Annotated in this window: 15 protein-coding genes; 12 read left to right on the top strand and 3 right to left on the bottom strand. The window is 59.6% G+C overall.

The window, feature by feature from the left end; translation table 11 throughout:
* Positions 1-89: 89 nt before the first annotated feature.
* The 6 genes from NUV89_RS11290 to NUV89_RS11265 all read left to right on the top strand — a co-directional run bounded on the left by NUV89_RS11290 (position 90) and on the right by NUV89_RS11265 (position 6,798).
* Positions 90-1,505 (top strand): mannose-1-phosphate guanylyltransferase/mannose-6-phosphate isomerase, encoded by a 1,416-nt coding sequence (locus NUV89_RS11290; RefSeq protein WP_257781356.1) that lies wholly within the window; start codon positions 90-92, stop codon positions 1,503-1,505.
* Positions 1,506-1,509: 4 nt separating this feature from the next.
* Positions 1,510-2,277 carry a glycosyltransferase family 2 protein gene (locus NUV89_RS11285; RefSeq protein ID WP_257781355.1) on the top strand — a complete coding sequence of 256 codons (768 nt, stop codon included), beginning with the start codon at positions 1,510-1,512 and terminating at the stop codon, positions 2,275-2,277.
* On the top strand, positions 2,277-3,242 hold the full coding sequence (locus NUV89_RS11280; RefSeq protein WP_257781353.1) for an SDR family oxidoreductase: 966 nt from the start codon (positions 2,277-2,279) through the stop codon (positions 3,240-3,242). The genes NUV89_RS11285 and NUV89_RS11280 overlap by 1 nt, the downstream gene beginning before the upstream one ends.
* Positions 3,239-4,264, top strand: a complete 1,026-nt coding sequence (locus NUV89_RS11275; protein ID WP_257781352.1) for a glycosyltransferase family 4 protein — start codon at positions 3,239-3,241, stop codon at positions 4,262-4,264. Before NUV89_RS11280 ends, NUV89_RS11275 begins: the two co-directional genes overlap by 4 nt.
* A gap of 96 nt (positions 4,265-4,360) precedes the next feature.
* A complete protein-coding gene (locus NUV89_RS11270) occupies positions 4,361-6,355 on the top strand; it encodes a nucleoside-diphosphate sugar epimerase/dehydratase (protein WP_257781351.1) in 1,995 nt (664 codons plus the stop codon).
* A gap of 110 nt (positions 6,356-6,465) precedes the next feature.
* On the top strand, positions 6,466-6,798 hold the full coding sequence (locus tag NUV89_RS11265; RefSeq protein WP_257781350.1) for a ComEA family DNA-binding protein: 333 nt from the start codon (positions 6,466-6,468) through the stop codon (positions 6,796-6,798).
* 16 nt (positions 6,799-6,814) lie between these two features.
* Here NUV89_RS11265 and NUV89_RS11260 read toward each other — a convergent pair whose 3' ends face one another.
* The gene (locus NUV89_RS11260) at positions 6,815-7,393 is read right to left on the bottom strand and encodes a TetR/AcrR family transcriptional regulator (protein ID WP_257781349.1); all 579 of its coding nucleotides are present in this window, start codon (positions 7,391-7,393) and stop codon (positions 6,815-6,817) included.
* Between the two features lie 130 nt (positions 7,394-7,523).
* Here NUV89_RS11260 and NUV89_RS11255 point away from each other — a divergent pair, with 130 nt between their 5' ends.
* On the top strand, positions 7,524-8,168 hold the full coding sequence (locus NUV89_RS11255; protein WP_257781348.1) for a GntR family transcriptional regulator: 645 nt from the start codon (positions 7,524-7,526) through the stop codon (positions 8,166-8,168).
* A gap of 15 nt (positions 8,169-8,183) precedes the next feature.
* Positions 8,184-9,032: a DUF1989 domain-containing protein gene (locus NUV89_RS11250; protein ID WP_257781347.1), complete on the top strand. Its 849-nt coding sequence runs from the start codon at positions 8,184-8,186 to the stop codon at positions 9,030-9,032.
* An 8-nt stretch (positions 9,033-9,040) separates the two neighbouring features.
* Here the strand turns inward: NUV89_RS11250 and NUV89_RS11245 are convergent, their stop codons facing one another.
* Both NUV89_RS11245 and eat read right to left on the bottom strand, forming a co-directional pair.
* A complete protein-coding gene (locus NUV89_RS11245) occupies positions 9,041-9,208 on the bottom strand; it encodes a DUF2897 family protein (RefSeq protein WP_008437727.1) in 168 nt (55 codons plus the stop codon).
* Positions 9,209-9,319: 111 nt separating this feature from the next.
* Positions 9,320-10,684, bottom strand: coding sequence for an ethanolamine permease (gene eat, locus NUV89_RS11240; RefSeq protein ID WP_257781346.1), 1,365 nt, complete (start codon positions 10,682-10,684; stop codon positions 9,320-9,322).
* 412 nt (positions 10,685-11,096) lie between these two features.
* On the opposite strand from eat, the gene kdpF reads away from it, so the two are divergent.
* The 4 genes from kdpF to kdpC all read left to right on the top strand — a co-directional run bounded on the left by kdpF (position 11,097) and on the right by kdpC (position 15,571).
* Entirely contained in the window at positions 11,097-11,186 is a 90-nt protein-coding gene (gene kdpF, locus NUV89_RS11235) for a K(+)-transporting ATPase subunit F (RefSeq protein WP_003218754.1), read from the top strand.
* Positions 11,187-11,196: 10 nt separating this feature from the next.
* On the top strand, positions 11,197-12,891 hold the full coding sequence (gene kdpA / locus NUV89_RS11230; protein WP_257781345.1) for a potassium-transporting ATPase subunit KdpA: 1,695 nt from the start codon (positions 11,197-11,199) through the stop codon (positions 12,889-12,891).
* 12 nt (positions 12,892-12,903) lie between these two features.
* Positions 12,904-14,961, top strand: a complete 2,058-nt coding sequence (gene kdpB / locus NUV89_RS11225) for a potassium-transporting ATPase subunit KdpB (RefSeq protein ID WP_374684485.1) — start codon at positions 12,904-12,906, stop codon at positions 14,959-14,961.
* Positions 14,962-15,025: 64 nt separating this feature from the next.
* Entirely contained in the window at positions 15,026-15,571 is a 546-nt protein-coding gene (gene kdpC, locus NUV89_RS11220; protein WP_257781343.1) for a potassium-transporting ATPase subunit KdpC, read from the top strand.
* Positions 15,572-15,626 lie beyond the last annotated feature (55 nt).

Here is a 15,626-nt window from a genome sequence, read left to right as displayed (position 1 = left end):
CTTCGTTGTGGGTGTTAACGGTTGTCTCCCGCGCAAACTACACTCGCGCCTGTACAGCGGCGCTGATCTCGGTCTCAAAGGATGATTGAATGTTTCTTCCAGTAATCATGGCCGGCGGCTCAGGCACCCGGCTGTGGCCACTCTCTCGTCAACTGAACCCCAAGCAGTTCCTACCCTTGGTGGATGCCGACCTGACGATGCTCCAGGCCACCATCAAGCGCCTTGATGGGCTCGAGCACGGGTTGCCGCGGTTGATTTGCAACGAGCATCACCGCTTTCTTGCTGCCGAGCAGCTTCGGCAACTGGGACTGGAAGACGCGAACATCATTCTTGAACCGGTAGGCCGGAACACGGCGCCGGCCATCGCCTTGGCGGCCTTGCAGGCCCTGAGCGAGCAGACCGACCCGATCATGCTGGTGCTGGCTGCCGACCACTTGATTCAAGACGTCCAGGCCTTCCAGGAGAGTATTGCGTCGGCCCTTTTGCTTGCAGAGTCGGGCAAATTGGTCACGTTTGCCATTACGCCCACCAGCCCTGAGACGGGTTATGGCTACCTTCAATTGGGCGCTCCTGTTGACGCGGGGGGGTATCAGGTCAGCCGATTCGTCGAAAAACCCGACTTGAACACCGCGAAATCTTACTTATCCCAAGGGGACTATTTTTGGAACAGCGGTATGTTTATGTTTCGCGCCAGTCGCTATATCCAGGAACTGGAAAAGTTTCACCCGGAAATCGTGTCGGTATGCCGTGATGCTTTGGCGGGCGGCCAGCAGGATATGCATTTTACCCGGGTTGACGCCCGCATCTTTGCGACGAGCCCGGACGTGTCTATCGACTATGCCGTCATGGAGAAAACAGCGGATGCCGTGATGGTGCCGTTGAACGCCGGTTGGAGTGACATCGGCTCGTGGTCGGCCCTCTGGGAGGCCGGCGAAAAAAACGCGCAAGGCAACCTGTTCAAGGGGGATGTGCTGTCGGAGAACACCACCGGCAGCTACGTTCACGCGACACATCGCCTGGTCACTACCGTGGGCGTGCAAGACCTGATTATTGTGGAGACCAAGGACGCTGTCCTGGTGGCGCATAAAGACCAGGTCCAGGAAGTCAAAAAGATTGTCGATCAACTCAAGGCGGGTGGCCGTCAAGAGCAGATTAACCACCGCGAGGTCTATCGTCCCTGGGGTGTATACGATTCCATCGATAGTGGCGAGCGTTATCAGGTCAAGAGGATTTCAGTCAAACCGGGTGAAAAGCTCTCGGTGCAAATGCATCACCATCGCGCAGAGCATTGGGTTGTCGTAAGTGGCACTGCTCGTGTCACCAATGGGGAGAAAACCTATCTCGTCACGGAAAACCAATCCACGTTTATCCCCATCGGCCAGGTCCATGCACTTGAGAATCCGGGGATGATCCCTCTGGAACTGATTGAGGTCCAGTCAGGGTCTTATTTGGGCGAGGATGATATTGTGCGGTTTGAAGATATTTACGGTCGGGTAAAGGGTTGACGTATTGAAGATCTCGATTATCACGGTTTCATACAATAGTGAAAAAACTATAAGAGACACTATTGAATCTGTGTTGGCTCAAACCTATTCGGATATTGAATACATCATCGTAGACGGTGGTTCCAAAGATAATACGATGGGTGTGGTCGCGGAGTATGCAGCGTCTATCGCGACCATCGTGAGCGAACCGGATCGCGGGATATACGATGCGATGAACAAAGGTATTGCACTGGCCACTGGCGATGTCATCGGTATTCTCAACTCCGACGATTTCTACGAGAGCCCGTCGTCGTTGGAGAGCGTTGCCGCAGCGTTTCGGCTAAAACCAGATGATGCATTGATTTTCGGCGATGTTGTCTTCGTCAACCCTGACGACCTGCATCGGGTGACACGGGTCTATCGTGCCGCTCATTTCAAGGCTTGGAAACTTCGGTTTGGATGGATGCCTCCCCATCCCGGAACGTTTATAAGACGGCAAGCCTACAAGGACGTCGGTGATTATTCCTTGTTGTACACGATATCTGCGGACTATGAGATGTTTGTCCGCCTGTTGTTGACCAAGCACTACAGCTTTTCGTATATCGACAAAGTGTTGGTTCGCATGCGTTCGGGTGGTGTCAGTACTTCAGGTGTCAAAAGCAGCTTGAAGCTCAATAGGGAAATTGTTCAGGCCTGTAAGCGAAATGGCGTATATACCAATTTGTTCATGGTCCTCAGTAAAATCCCATTCAAGTTATTGGAATACCTCAAGCGCCCGGGAACGAGGAGCTGATGGAACATATCTTCATTACCGGTGCCGGCGGCTTTTTGGGTAGAGACCTGATCCGTCGCCTGCAATCAGAGGGTCGGTATCGCCTCTCCGCCTCGGTCCGGAATGCCGAGACCCATGTCGCTGCGGGCGTGGTTGCACATTTCACTGGCGCCATGGACGCTCGCAGTTCCTGGGCAGCGGCCCTCGCCGGCGTGGACGTAGTCGTCCACTGTGCTGCCCGAGTGCACGTCCTGGCCGATACCTGCGCCGACCCGCTTCAGGCTTTTCGCGAGGTCAACGTTGCCGCCACGCTGCACCTGGCTCGGCAAGCGGCAGCTGCCGGAGTCCGCCGCTTTGTGTTTATCAGCTCGATCAAGGTCAATGGCGAAGAATCCCTGGCGGGCAGGCCGTATCGGCCCGATGACGAGCCCAAGCCTATCGACGCCTACGGTCTCTCCAAATGGGAGGCTGAAAAAGGGCTCCTGCAATTGGCCGAGGAGGTCGGGATGGATATCGTCATCATTCGCCCCGTGCTTATTTACGGCCCAGGGGTGAAAGCAAACTTTCAAAACATGATGCGTTATCTGTGCAAGGGCATCCCTTTGCCGTTGGGTGCCATTCATAACAAACGCAGTTTTGTCGCGCTGGATAACGTAACCGACCTGATCGTCACTTGCCTGGATCACCCGGCGGCCAGTAACCAGGTGTTTCTCGTCAGTGATGATGAGGACCTTTCGACCACCGAGCTGTTGCGCAAAATGGCGCGTGCGCTGCGCGCGCCCGCACGTTTGGTGCCCGTTCCGGCCTGGCTTCTTACGGCTGCGGCGAAGCTTTTGGGACTGTCCGGGTTTTCCCAGCGGCTGTGCGGGACCTTGCAGGTCGATATCAGCAAGACCCGTTCGTTGCTGGGATGGGCACCCCGTGTTGGCTTGGATCAAGCCCTTGACGGCACGGCACGACATTTTCTGGATCAGAATAAACGATGAATGTTCTTTGGTTACTCCCCGGCCTGGCAGGTGTTTCGCTACTGCTCACGTGGCTGCTTCGGCGCTATGCACTGTCGGCCAGCCTGATCGATACACCCAACGCTCGCAGCTCTCACTCCATCCCAACGCCCAGGGGTGGCGGGGTGGCGATTGTGCTCAGCTTCCTGGCGGCGGTTCCTGTGCTGGCCTTCGCCGGCCTTGTACCTTGGCCTTGGGCGTGGGGCATGCTGGGCGCCGGGCTGGGCGTGGCAATCCTGGGGTTCATGGATGACCACGGGCATATCGCCGCGCGTTGGCGGTTGCTCGGCCATTTTCTGGCGGCGGTTTGGGTATTGTTTTTCCTTCACGGGCTGGGTCCGGTCAGGGTGTTCGGCCAGCTCCTGGACCTTGGCTGGTTTGGGAATTGCCTGGCCGTTCTCTATCTGGTCTGGCTGTTGAATCTCTATAACTTCATGGATGGCATCGACGGCATCGCCAGCGTTGAAGCGCTGTGCGCCTGCCTGGGCATGTGTGCCATCTACTGGTGGGTGGGCCAGCCACAGCTTGTGTGGACACCGCTGGTGTTCAGCATGGCGGTAGCGGGGTTTCTGTACTGGAATTTCCCACCAGCCAGGATTTTCATGGGTGATGCTGGAAGCGGGTTTATCGGCATCATGCTGGGCGCTTTCTCATTGCAGGCCAGTGTCGTTTCCCCTCAGTTGCTCTGGGCATGGCTGATCATGTTGGGGGTGTTCATCGTGGACGCCACATTCACCCTGATACGCCGACTGTTGCGCGGGGATAAGGTTTATGAGGCTCATCGCAGTCACGCGTACCAGTTTGCCTCGCGACAGTTTGGACAACACCGCCCCGTCACGCTGACGGTCGCGTGCATCAATATGTTCTGGCTGTTCCCCGTGGCACTTGCAGTCGTGTTGTTGGATATCGATGGCTTTCTTGGGCTTGCTCTCGCTTATGCCCCTTTGATTTGGCTGGCGGTAAGGTTTCACGCGGGAGCGTTGGAGCACGTTGAGGCGCGCTGAACATCCTGGATGTGCAAGTGCAGACTAAAATAGTCTGATAGCAACATCATCCCTGCGGTGTTTATTTGCAGGTGAAGGTTATTTTGGAGAATAAAGATGGATCGGATGCGCACGCTGCTGCTGGGCTTGCCAAGGCGTCACAAGCGCGTTCTGCAGGTTCTGACTGACGTCGTGATGGTGTGGATCGCGTTGTGGATGGCCTTTGTGGTACGCCTGGGCATCGATGAAATGGTCAATCCTGTCCGGATGCATTTCTGGCTGTTCATTTCTGCGCCCATCATTGCCATTCCGTTGTTCGTGCGATTTGGCATGTACCGGGCAGTCATGCGTTATTTCGGCAACGATGCGCTGATCGCAATCATCAAGGCCGTCAGCTTGTCAGCGTTGATATTGGCGTTGGTGGTCTATTGGTACAGCAATCATCAAAACGTGGTTCCGCGCTCGATCGTGTTCAACTATTGGTGGTTGAGCCTGATTATGATCGGCGGCTTGCGACTGGGCATGCGCCAATACTTTCTCGGGGATTGGTTCACCGCTTCGCAGCACGTGCCTTTTACCAGTCGTGACGATGGCTTGATCAAAGTCGCTATCTACGGCGCCGGTTCTGCCGGGAACCAGTTGGTTGCCGCACTTCGAATGGGGCGAGTCATGCGCCCAGTGGCGTTTATCGATGACGACTCGAGCATTTCGGACCGCGTCATATCGGGTTTGCATGTGTATAAACCCAAGCACATTCAACAAATGATCGAGGCAACAGGCGCCCAGGAAATTCTTCTGGCCATCCCCTCGTCCAACCGTGGCCGCCGTCGTGAAATCCTGAGTTTTCTTGAAGGCTTTCCACTCCACGTGCGCAGTGTTCCCGGCTTCATGGACCTCGCCAGTGGGCGTGTCAAAGTTGACGATATCCAGGAAGTCGATATCGCCGACCTGTTGGGGCGCGATGCCGTCCCGGCACAGGCCGACTTGCTTGAGCACTGCGTCAAGGCCCAGGTGGTACTGGTAACCGGTGCGGGTGGTTCCATCGGCTCGGAGCTTTGCCGACAGATTCTTTCCCTGCGGCCAACGACCTTGTTGTTGTTCGATCACGGCGAATTCAACCTGTACACCATTCTGTCCGAGTTGGAGCAGCGTGTTGCGCGGGAATCTTTGCCGGTAAAACTGCTACCGATTCTTGGGTCAGTGCGTAACCCGGAAAAACTGCTCGACGTGATGAAGACCTGGCATGTGGATACCGTCTACCATGCCGCGGCCTATAAACACGTCCCGATGGTTGAGCACAACGTGGCAGAAGGCGTGTTGAACAACGTCATCGGAACACTGAATACCGCCCAGGCGGCACTCCAGTCGGGCGTTGCCAACTTCGTGTTGATCTCTACTGACAAGGCGGTGCGCCCGACAAACATCATGGGCAGTACCAAGCGCCTGGCAGAGTTGACACTGCAAGCCCTGAGCAGGGAATTGGCCCCCGTACTGTTTGGCGACAAGTCCAATGTTTCCCACGTCAACAAGACCCGCTTCACCATGGTTCGCTTCGGCAACGTTCTTGGGTCCTCGGGCTCTGTGATTCCGTTGTTCCACAAGCAGATCAAATCCGGAGGGCCGCTGACGGTGACCCACCCGAAGATCACGCGTTACTTCATGACGATCCCGGAGGCCGCCCAACTCGTTATCCAGGCAGGCTCCATGGGGCAGGGCGGGGACGTCTTTGTGCTGGATATGGGCGAACCGGTGAAAATTATCGAGCTCGCAGAAAAGATGGTTCACCTCTCTGGCCTGAGCGTGCGCTCCGATAAAAACCCCCAGGGTGACATCTCCATCGAGTTCAGCGGCTTGCGCCCTGGTGAAAAACTTTACGAGGAGTTACTGATTGGCGACAACGTGGTCGCGACCCAGCACCCGATGATTATGAGCGCCAGTGAAGATCATCTGTCGTGGGAGGTGCTCAAGGGCAAGCTGAAAGAGCTGCTGGCTGCGGTCGACCAAGACGATTACGCGCGTATCCGAGAGCTGTTGCGCGACACGGTCAGCGGCTACTCCCCCGACGGCGAAATCGTCGATTGGATCTACCAGCAACGTCGCCTGGAGCCTTGAATTAACACCCTGTTACTCAAGCTTTTTTGACGAATCCCACGCATCACCTAAGTTTGAAAAGCAGCTTCGGAAAGCTGCTTTTCTCTCATAGATGTCAAGGAGCGTCACCCATGCAAAGCACCTACATTTCTTCCCTGATTTTCGCCTTCCTCACCACTCTCTCCGTCACCACCACTGCAGCCCCTTCAATCAAACCCGAAGCGCCAACCCCTATCACCGCGCAAATAACCAAGGCCGAGCAAGCCGCCAAGGTCAACCTGAACGCCGCCGACGCCGAAACCCTGCGTCGTGACTTGTTCGGCATCGGCGCCGCCAAAGCCAAGGCGATCGTCGCCTACCGCGACAGCAACGGTCCGTTCACGGCAGTGGATGAGTTGTTGGAGGTAAAGGGCATCGGCAAGGCGTTGCTGGAGAAGAACCGCGATAGGCTGTCGATCAATTAAGCAGCCAGGAGGCCGGTCATTGACCGGCCTTTTCATCTTCCCGGATCTGCGTTTTCAAGGTGTCTCGAACCACATCCATGATTCGCGTTGCGAACTGTGGATTCTCGACACTCCTGGCCAGCACCAGCGCGCCCACCAGTGTCGACATCATCACCAGTGCCTGAGCGTCAGTACGGCCCTTATCCAAAGCTGTATCAATCTGTTTGAGCCGTGCGTCGAGCACGGCGTCCGTTGTCGGACTAGGCTGGCCGCGTAGCCCTAGTTCGGAACACATGGTCGGCAATGGGCAACCCTGGTCCGGGGAGGTCTGATGCCAGTCCGACAGGTAGCTGTCGATGAACGCGTCCAACGGCCGCTCCTGGCTGAACAGCATCTCGCAGTGAGCATCGAGTTCTGCGGCCGAAGCGAGCAGGGCTTTTTCTACCAGTTCGTCCTTGGACTTGAAGTGTGCGTAAAACCCGCCATGCGTCAGGCCCAGCGCTTTCATCAGTGGTTGCAAGCCGGTGGCGCCAATGCCGTCGCGGCGAAAGCGCACCGACGCTTCCTTGATGATGCGCTGATGGGTTTGGGCTTTATGGTCTTGGGAGTAACGCATAGGGCTGCCTCGGTAACGAGATGGCAGTTTAACGGAGTTGAACGTTATTACACATCCAGCGAAGCGCAGCGGTTGGCACGAAAAGTGATTACGACTACGCAGAGGATTGTTCAACAATCATGGGGGAGTGATGGCACTCAACTTGTCGTTAGCCGATCAGATCGCGCTGGAACTTCGTGCCGACATCATCGGTGGGCGGCTGTTACCCGGCATGGCGTTGGTCGAGGTGGAGTTGGTGAAGCGTTACAACGCCTCGCGCAACACGATTCGCGAAGCCTTGCATCGCCTGGGGCAGGAAGGCCTGACCCGGTACGTGCGAAACAAGGGCGTGATGGTCCGGCGCCTGGAGCGTGAAGAGGTGCGTGACGTGTTTGTAGTCCGGCGCACCCTGGAGTTGCAGGCCATCGCCCAGAGCGGCGCATTGACCGCCGATCAGTGCGAGCGCATGCAAAATGCTATCGACGCCACCACCCTGGCGCGGGAGCGTGAAGATTGGCGCGCCGTGGCGACCCACAGCCTGGCGTTCCACCAACAGATTGTCGGGCTGATGCGCAGCCCGTTGTTCGATGACTTTTTCGCCCAGGTGATCGCCCAGTTACGCCTGGTGTTTTGTGCCGCGCCCGATGAGCAGCGGTTCCAGTCACCCTGGCTGGAGCGCGATCGTGAGATATACGCGCTACTGGTCCAAGCGGACAAACCGGCAGCAGGGCAGGCGCTGAGTTTGTATCTGGATGATTCGGAGCGTGTGTCGCTGGCCCTGTTCACCCACCCTTGATCGAGGAGTTCCATGATGTACAAAGACTATCCGGCGGCTTATCAGGTCAGCAAAGGCTCGGCACTGCAGGTGGATACGGCGTTTTATGAGCGTATTCGCGATCGTGCCGGTCAACGGACCCTGATCGAACAATTCGAGGTGCCGATTCGTACGGGCAGGGCGTGGAAAGTACCCGCCGGGCATGTGTTCCGGGTGACCACGCCGGTGGGCCCGCAGGTGGGCGACTTTAACGTGTGGAACGCCCATGACCCGCGCGAGCGGCTGTGGGCGGCACGCACGCGGCAGTTGCAGGGCGCCCATGTCAGCACCCATGACCGCTTGTGGTCGAACCTGCCGTTTCTGCGGCCCCTGGTGACCATCACGGATGACAGCTTGGCGAGCTATGGCATCGATGAGCATGGCGGGCGCCTGCATGATCTGCTCGGTACGCGCTGCGATCCTTATGTGAACCGCATGCTCACTGGCGAGGACTTCCATCACCATTGCCACTCGAACCTGACACGGGCGGTGTTACCCCACGGCCTGACGGAATTCGACGTGCATGACGTGCTGAATATTTTCCAGTGCACCGGCCTCAATCAGGACGACATGTATTTCATGAAGGCCTGCCCGGCGCAGAAGGGCGATTACCTGGAGTTCTTTGCCGAGATTGATCTGCTGTGCGCGCTGTCGACATGCCCGGGCGGGGACCTGTCACTGCCGATGTGGGGGCCGGACGCGCAGGACCCGCTGACGGTGTGTCGACCGCTGGGTGTTGAGATCTACCGGTTGGATGCGGCGCTGCTGAATGGCTGGAGCCAGCCGGAACGTGCTGCCTACAAGGGGCAGCACGGGTTGCATATTGCCAAGGCGGCTTGGGAGTAACCCAAGGCTCAGCGATCCTGCGCGTCCTTGGCGTCCGCCTGGGCGTTGCGTTCGGCCACGCGTTTGCGTTGTTCGTCGGTGAGTTCCACCTTGTTGGCGCTGTCCCGCAGCATCAGCAGGCCACCGACGATCGAGCCGATCGCCACCACTAAAATCAACCACGCATACCACGGCATAAGGCTCTCCTTGAGGCAGATCGTCGTGGGAGAATTTTCCCACGGGAATAACTGCTTTGAGTAACGGGCTTTCTCAGTAGTTCAGTGTAGGCCCGTTCTGCCTCAAGTCGATCAGAGACCGGTCAACATCGCATCCGCCGGGGCATCCGCACGGTGCTGTGCGGTCATCTGGAAGTAGGCAAATCCAACCGCCATAAAGCCCAGGAAGATCAACCCGATCAACGTGTTGAACCAGGCCATGGCCACCAGGCACACCACCGCCAGCACCAGTGCAACGCCTGGCACGATTGGGTAACCCGGGGCGCGGAAGGTGCGCTCCAGCAGCGGCTCGGTCTTACGCAGCTTGAACAGGCTGAGCATGCTCATGATGTACATCACGATGGCGCCGAACACTGCCATGGTGATCATCGCCGCAGTCAGCGTCATGCCGCCGAGGTTAATCAAACCGTCGCTGTAGATTGCCGCGATGCCGACCACGCCGCCGGCGAGGATGGCACGGTGGGGTGTCTGAAAGCGCGACAGTTTGGCGAGGAAAGAGGGCAGGTAACCGGCGCGAGCCAGGGCGAAGAACTGACGCGAATAGCCGAGAATGATGCCGTGGAAGCTCGCCACCAGGCCGAACAAGCCGATCCACACCAGCATGTGCAACCAGCCGGAGTGGTCGCCCACTACGGTTTTCATCGCTTGGGGCAGTGGATCGTTGATGTTCGACAAGGTGCGCCAGTCGCCCACGCCACCGGCGAAGAACATCACGCCCATGGCCAGGATCACCAGGGTCAGGATGCCGCTGATGTAGGCTTTTGGAATGGTGCGCTTGGGATCTTTCGCTTCTTCTGCGGCCATGGCCGCGCCTTCGATGGCGAGAAAGAACCAGATCGCAAAGGGAATCGCCGCAAACATCCCGGCAATCGCCGGCGCGCCAAACGTATCCGAACCGGCCCAGCCATTCAGGGCGAAGTTGCTGAAACTGAACGCCGGGGCGACCACGCCCATGAATACCAGCAACTCGGCCACGGCGAGCACGCACACCACCAGTTCGAAGGTGGCCGCGAGTTTCACGCCGAGGATGTTCAGGCCCATGAACACGAAATAGGCGCCGACGGCCGCGTGTTTCGGGTCCAGTGCCGGAAACTGCACGTTGAGGTAGGCGCCGATGGCCAGGGCGATGGCGGGCGGGGCGAACACGAATTCTATCAACGTCGCCAGCCCGGCAATCAAGCCGCCTTTCTCACCGAAGGCGCGGCGGCTGTAGGCAAACGGCCCGCCGGCGTGGGGAATGGCGGTAGTCAGTTCGGTGAAACTGAAGATAAAGCAGGTGTACATCGCCGCGACCATCAACGACGTCACCAGGAAGCCCAAGGTGCCGGCGACGCCCCAGCCGTAGCTCCAGCCGAAGTATTCGCCGGAAATCACCAGGCCGACGGCAATGCCCCACAAATGCAGGGTGCCCAAGGTGGGTTTGAGTTGTGTGTTCATCGTGTGGCGCTCCCTGAACGGTTTGGAATGATTCAAGGTGTTGCAGCGGCCATGCCAGCCTGAGAATCATTGTCGTAAAGGCGCACACCTGTCGTCTGGGGGATGGTTTGGCGTTTGAAAGTCGCCAGGGTTGCACCAGATGAGTGCGACGGTGGTTGAACCGGCGCTTTCGCGAGCAAGCCCGCTCCCACATCCGACCGCATTGCCAAGGCGAGCACCGATCAAAATGTGGGAGCGGGCTTGCTCGCGAAGAGGCCCTCCCAGCCACCCATATCCTCCTGTAACCCCCGCATAAACCCACTCTTTACGCCGTCTTTACGCCCCACCCACACCCTCGCTCTCGTTCCTTTACGCCACTCCTGCGGACAATTGCCCCACACGCGGCAATACGCCGCTAAACGGAGAAACTTCCATGAGCGTTCTGGACGGGGTGTCACTGCTATTGGCCGTGGCGCTGTTCATTTATCTGCTGGTTGCGCTGCTACGCGCGGATCGGAACTAGGAGCTTGGCCATGCACAGTTATGACTATTGGCTGATCATCGCCTTCTTTGCCGTGGTGTTGGTGCCGGCACCTTTCCTCGGCCGGTTCTACTACAAGATGATGGAAGGCCAGCGCACCTGGCTGAGCCCGGTCCTGGGGCCTGTGGAAAAGGCCTGCTATCGCCTCTCGGGGGTGGATGAGCATCAGGAACAAAGCTGGCAGAAGTACATGCTGGCCCTGCTGGCATTCAACCTTGCCGGCTTCCTGCTGTTGTTCGCCATCCTGCTGTTCCAGGACTACCTCCCACTGAACCCGCAGAAATTACCGGGCCAGGAATGGACGCTGGCCTTCAACACGGCCGTCAGTTTCATGACCAACACCAACTGGCAGTCCTACAGCGGTGAGGCGTCCCTGAGCTACCTCAGCCAGATGGCCGGCCTGACCGTGCAGAACTTCGTCAGCGCGGCCACCGGCCTGGCAGTCCTTGTCGCGTTGTGCCGTGGGATCGGCCGCAAGTCCGCGCAGACCTTGGGCAACTTCTGGGTCGACATGACCCGTGCCACCCTCTACGGCCTGCTGCCCCTGTGCCTGGTGCTGGCGTTGTTCCTGGTCTGGCAGGGCGTGCCGCAGACCTTCGCCCATTACGTCGATGCGCTGACGATGCAGGGTGTGGATCAGGTGATTCCCCTCGGCCCGGCCGCCAGCCAGATTGCGATCAAGCAACTGGGCACCAACGGCGGTGGCTTCTTCGGCGTCAACTCGGCGCACCCGTTTGAGGACCCGACCGCGTGGGCCAACCTGTTCGAGGTGGCGTCGATCATCCTGATCCCGGTGGCGCTGGTGTTCACCTTTGGTCACTACGTCAAGGACCTGCGCCAGAGCCGCGCGATCCTCGGCTGCATGCTGGCCCTGTTCCTGATCGGCGGCGCCACCTCGCTGTGGTCCGAATCCCAGCCCAACCCGACCCTGAACCACCCGGCTGTCGAGCAGACCGCGCCGCTGGAAGGCAAGGAAACGCGCTTCGGAACCACCGGCACCGTGCTCTGGTCGGTGACCACCACGGCGGCATCCAACGGCTCGGTCAACGGCATGCAGGACAGCCTCAGCCCGTTGAGCGGCATGGTCGCCATGGTCAACATGATGGTCGGCGAAGTGATCTTCGGCGGCGTCGGTGCCGGTATGTACGGCATGTTGCTCAACGTGTTGATCGCGGTGTTCCTCGCCGGCCTGATGATCGGTCGCACGCCGGAATACCTCGGCAAGAAACTCCAGGCCAAGGAAGTGCAATTGCTCGTCGTCACCTTGCTGGTGATGCCGGTGGGCGTGCTTGTCCTCAGCGCCATCGCCGCCAGCCTGCCCGGCCCAGCGAGTGCCATCAGCAACCCTGGCCCCCACGGTTTCAGCCAGTTGCTCTACGCCTACACCTCGGCCAGTGCCAACAACGGCTCGGCGTTCGCAGGCTTGAGCGCCAACACCGCGTTCCACAACCTGATGCTCGGCCTGGGCATGTTGATCGGCCGCTTCGGCTACATCCTCCCGGTGCTGGCCCTGGCCGGCAGCCTGGCGATGAAGAAGGCCGCACCGATTGGCCAGAACAGCTTCCCGACCCATGGCCCGCTGTTCGTGACCCTGTTGACCGTGACCATCTTGCTGGTGGGTGGCCTGACTTTCCTGCCGACGCTTGCTCTGGGGCCTATTGCTGAACATTTGAGCATGGGCTTCTAAGGGGATATGACAATGAATATGCCTGCAAAAAACGCCGCTCCTGTGAACACCCAGGAACCGCCAAAAACCGCGATCTCCGCCCTGTGGCGCCCGGCACTGGTCCAGGCGTTCGTCAAGCTCGACCCGCGCCAGCTGCAACGCTCGCCGGTGATGCTGGTGGTCGAACTGACCGCCATCCTCACCACCGTGCTGTGCTTCGTACCCGACACCGCCGTGCCGACGTTCGTCGCCGTGCAAATCGCCGTATGGCTGTGGTTCACCGTGTTGTTCGCCAACTTCGCCGAAGCCTTGGCCGAAGGGCGTGGCAAGGCCCGTGCCGACAGCCTCAAGGCTGGCAGCGAAGGCTTGAGCGCACGCCGCAAGGAAGCCGATGGCAGCTTCAAGGTCGTGCCGGCCACCAGCCTGCGCAAAGGCGATGTGGTGCGCGTCGCCGCCGGGGAAATGATCCCCGGTGACGGCGAGGTCATCGAAGGCATTGCGGCGGTCAACGAAGCGGCGATCACCGGCGAGTCCGCACCGGTGATCCGTGAATCCGGCGGCGACCGCTCGGCCGTCACCGGCAACACGCGACTGGTCTCGGACTGGCTGCTGATCCGCATCACCGCCAACCCCGGTGAGTCCACCCTGGACCGCATGATCGCCCTGGTCGAAGGCGCCAAGCGCCAGAAAACCCCCAACGAAGTGGCGCTGGATATCCTGCTGATCGGCCTCACCCTGATCTTCCTGTTGGTAGTAGTGACCCTGCAACCGTTCGCCCACTTCGCCAATGGCAGCTTGCCGCTGGTGTTCCTCGTCGCACTGCTGGTGACGTTGATTCCCACGACGATTGGCGGCCTGTTATCAGCCATCGGCATCGCCGGCATGGACCGCCTGGTGCGCCTCAACGTGATCGCCAAATCCGGGCGTGCGGTGGAAGCGGCGGGCGACGTGCACGTGCTGCTGCTGGACAAGACCGGCACCATCACCTTTGGCAACCGTCGTTGCTCGGCGGTGGTCGCGGCGCCTGGCGTCAGCGGCCGCGAGCTGGCCGAAGGCGCGCTGCTGGCGTCCCTGGCGGACGACACGGCAGAAGGCAAATCCATCGTCGAATACCTGCGTGCGCTGCACCCCCAGGCCGAGCCGTCCCTGGATGAGTTGACCGCCGTACCGTTCAGCGCTGAAACCCGCTTGTCCGGCGTCGACTATCAAGGCCGCGTATTCCGCAAAGGCGCGGTGGATTCGCTGCTGGCCTTTGTTGGCCAACAACGCCGCGACCTCGCACCCGCGCTGTCACGGGAAATCGACAAGATCGCCCAAAGCGGCGGCACCCCGTTGCTGGTGTGCGCCGACGGCAAGCTGCTCGGTGCGATCCACCTCAAGGACGTGGTCAAGCCCGGCATCCGCGAACGGTTCGCCGAACTGCGCAAGCTGGGGATTCGCACCGTGATGGTCACCGGCGACAACCCGCTGACCGCCGCTGCAATTGCCGCCGAAGCCGGCGTGGACGACGTGCTGGCCGAAGCCACCCCGGAGAAAAAACTCGCGCGTATCCGTCATGAGCAGAACGACGGCCGCCTGGTCGCCATGTGCGGCGACGGTGCCAACGACGCCCCGGCACTGGCCCAGGCCGATGTCGGCATGGCGATGAACGACGGCACCCAGGCCGCCCGCGAAGCCGCGAACATGGTCGACCTCGACAGCGACCCCACCAAGCTCTTGGACGTGGTGCAGATCGGCAAGGAATTGCTGGTGACCCGTGGCGCACTGACGACCTTTTCCATCGCCAACGACGTGGCCAAGTACTTCGCGATCCTGCCGGCGCTGTTCGCCTCGATCTATCCGCAATTGGGCGTGCTCAACGTGATGCATTTGCAGAGCCCGCAGAGCGCGATCCTCTCGGCCATTGTGTTCAACGCGTTGATTATCGTGGTGCTGATTCCCCTGGCGCTGCGCGGCGTGCGCGTGCAGGCGGCGAGTGCGGCGGCGTTGCTGCGGCGCAACCTGCTGATCTACGGCGTGGGCGGGCTGCTGGTGCCGTTCGTGGGCATCAAGGCGATCGACATGCTGCTGACCGCGCTGCACCTGGTTTGACCCGATGCCTGTGGGTGCCTGACCGGTGCCCACAGGTTGCAATGACCGAATTGAGGAACTTGAAATGTCCAACATCATCCGCCCGGCCCTGAGCCTGCTGGTGCTCATGACCCTGATTACCGGCGTCGCCTATCCACTGGTGGTCACCGGCGTCGCCCAAGTCGCCTTCCCCGACCAGGCCAACGGCAGCCTGGTGTACGACGCCAGCGGCAAGGTGCGCGGCTCCAGCCTGATCGCCCAGGATTTCACTGGTGACAACTGGTTCCACCCGCGTCCCTCCGCCGGTGCCTATGCCACGGTTTCCAGCAGCGCCAGCAACCTTGGCCCGAGCAACCCGGCATTGGCCACGCGCATCTTCGACGATGCGAACAAACAGCTGGTGCCAAGCCAGGGCCCAGTGCCTTTGGCCTCGTTGACTACCTCTGGCAGCGGTCTTGATCCACACTTGCCACCGGAGGCGATTGCCTATCAACTGGCGCGCGTGGCGGCGGCGCGGAATGTGCCGGTGTCGACCCTGCAGCGTTTGCTCGATGAGCATATCGAAAGCCCGTTGGTGGGGCCGCCGGTGGTGAATGTGCTGGCGTTGAACATGGCCCTGGAAAAACTGTAATCCCCTGTGGGAGCGGGCTTGCTCGCGAAGGCGGTGTGTCAGTCACAGGTATTTC

The sequence above is a fragment of the Pseudomonas sp. 18.1.10 genome, assembly GCF_024655625.1.
In the GTDB taxonomy this organism is placed as follows: Bacteria; Pseudomonadota; Gammaproteobacteria; order Pseudomonadales; family Pseudomonadaceae; genus Aquipseudomonas.
The sequence above is the reverse complement of the archived record's forward strand: the minus strand, read 5'-3'. Positions and strand labels throughout refer to the sequence as shown.

Bases quoted from the DNA above. Each gene is read 5' to 3' on its own strand.
- NUV89_RS11290 (WP_257781356.1), top strand. From the start codon at position 90: ATGTTTCTTCCAGTAATCATGGCCGGCGGCTCAGGCACCCGGCTGTGG.
- NUV89_RS11280 (WP_257781353.1), top strand. From the start codon at position 2,277: ATGGAACATATCTTCATTACCGGTGCCGGCGGCTTTTTGGGTAGAGAC.
- NUV89_RS11275 (WP_257781352.1), top strand. From the start codon at position 3,239: ATGAATGTTCTTTGGTTACTCCCCGGCCTGGCAGGTGTTTCGCTACTG.
- NUV89_RS11270 (WP_257781351.1), top strand. From the start codon at position 4,361: ATGGATCGGATGCGCACGCTGCTGCTGGGCTTGCCAAGGCGTCACAAG.
- NUV89_RS11265 (WP_257781350.1), top strand. From the start codon at position 6,466: ATGCAAAGCACCTACATTTCTTCCCTGATTTTCGCCTTCCTCACCACT.
- NUV89_RS11260 (WP_257781349.1), bottom strand. From the start codon at position 7,393: ATGCGTTACTCCCAAGACCATAAAGCCCAAACCCATCAGCGCATCATC.
- NUV89_RS11255 (WP_257781348.1), top strand. From the start codon at position 7,524: ATGGCACTCAACTTGTCGTTAGCCGATCAGATCGCGCTGGAACTTCGT.
- NUV89_RS11250 (WP_257781347.1), top strand. From the start codon at position 8,184: ATGTACAAAGACTATCCGGCGGCTTATCAGGTCAGCAAAGGCTCGGCA.
- NUV89_RS11245 (WP_008437727.1), bottom strand. From the start codon at position 9,208: ATGCCGTGGTATGCGTGGTTGATTTTAGTGGTGGCGATCGGCTCGATC.
- eat (WP_257781346.1), bottom strand. From the start codon at position 10,684: ATGAACACACAACTCAAACCCACCTTGGGCACCCTGCATTTGTGGGGC.
- kdpF (WP_003218754.1), top strand. From the start codon at position 11,097: ATGAGCGTTCTGGACGGGGTGTCACTGCTATTGGCCGTGGCGCTGTTC.
- kdpA (WP_257781345.1), top strand. From the start codon at position 11,197: ATGCACAGTTATGACTATTGGCTGATCATCGCCTTCTTTGCCGTGGTG.
- kdpB (WP_374684485.1), top strand. From the start codon at position 12,904: ATGAATATGCCTGCAAAAAACGCCGCTCCTGTGAACACCCAGGAACCG.
- kdpC (WP_257781343.1), top strand. From the start codon at position 15,026: ATGTCCAACATCATCCGCCCGGCCCTGAGCCTGCTGGTGCTCATGACC.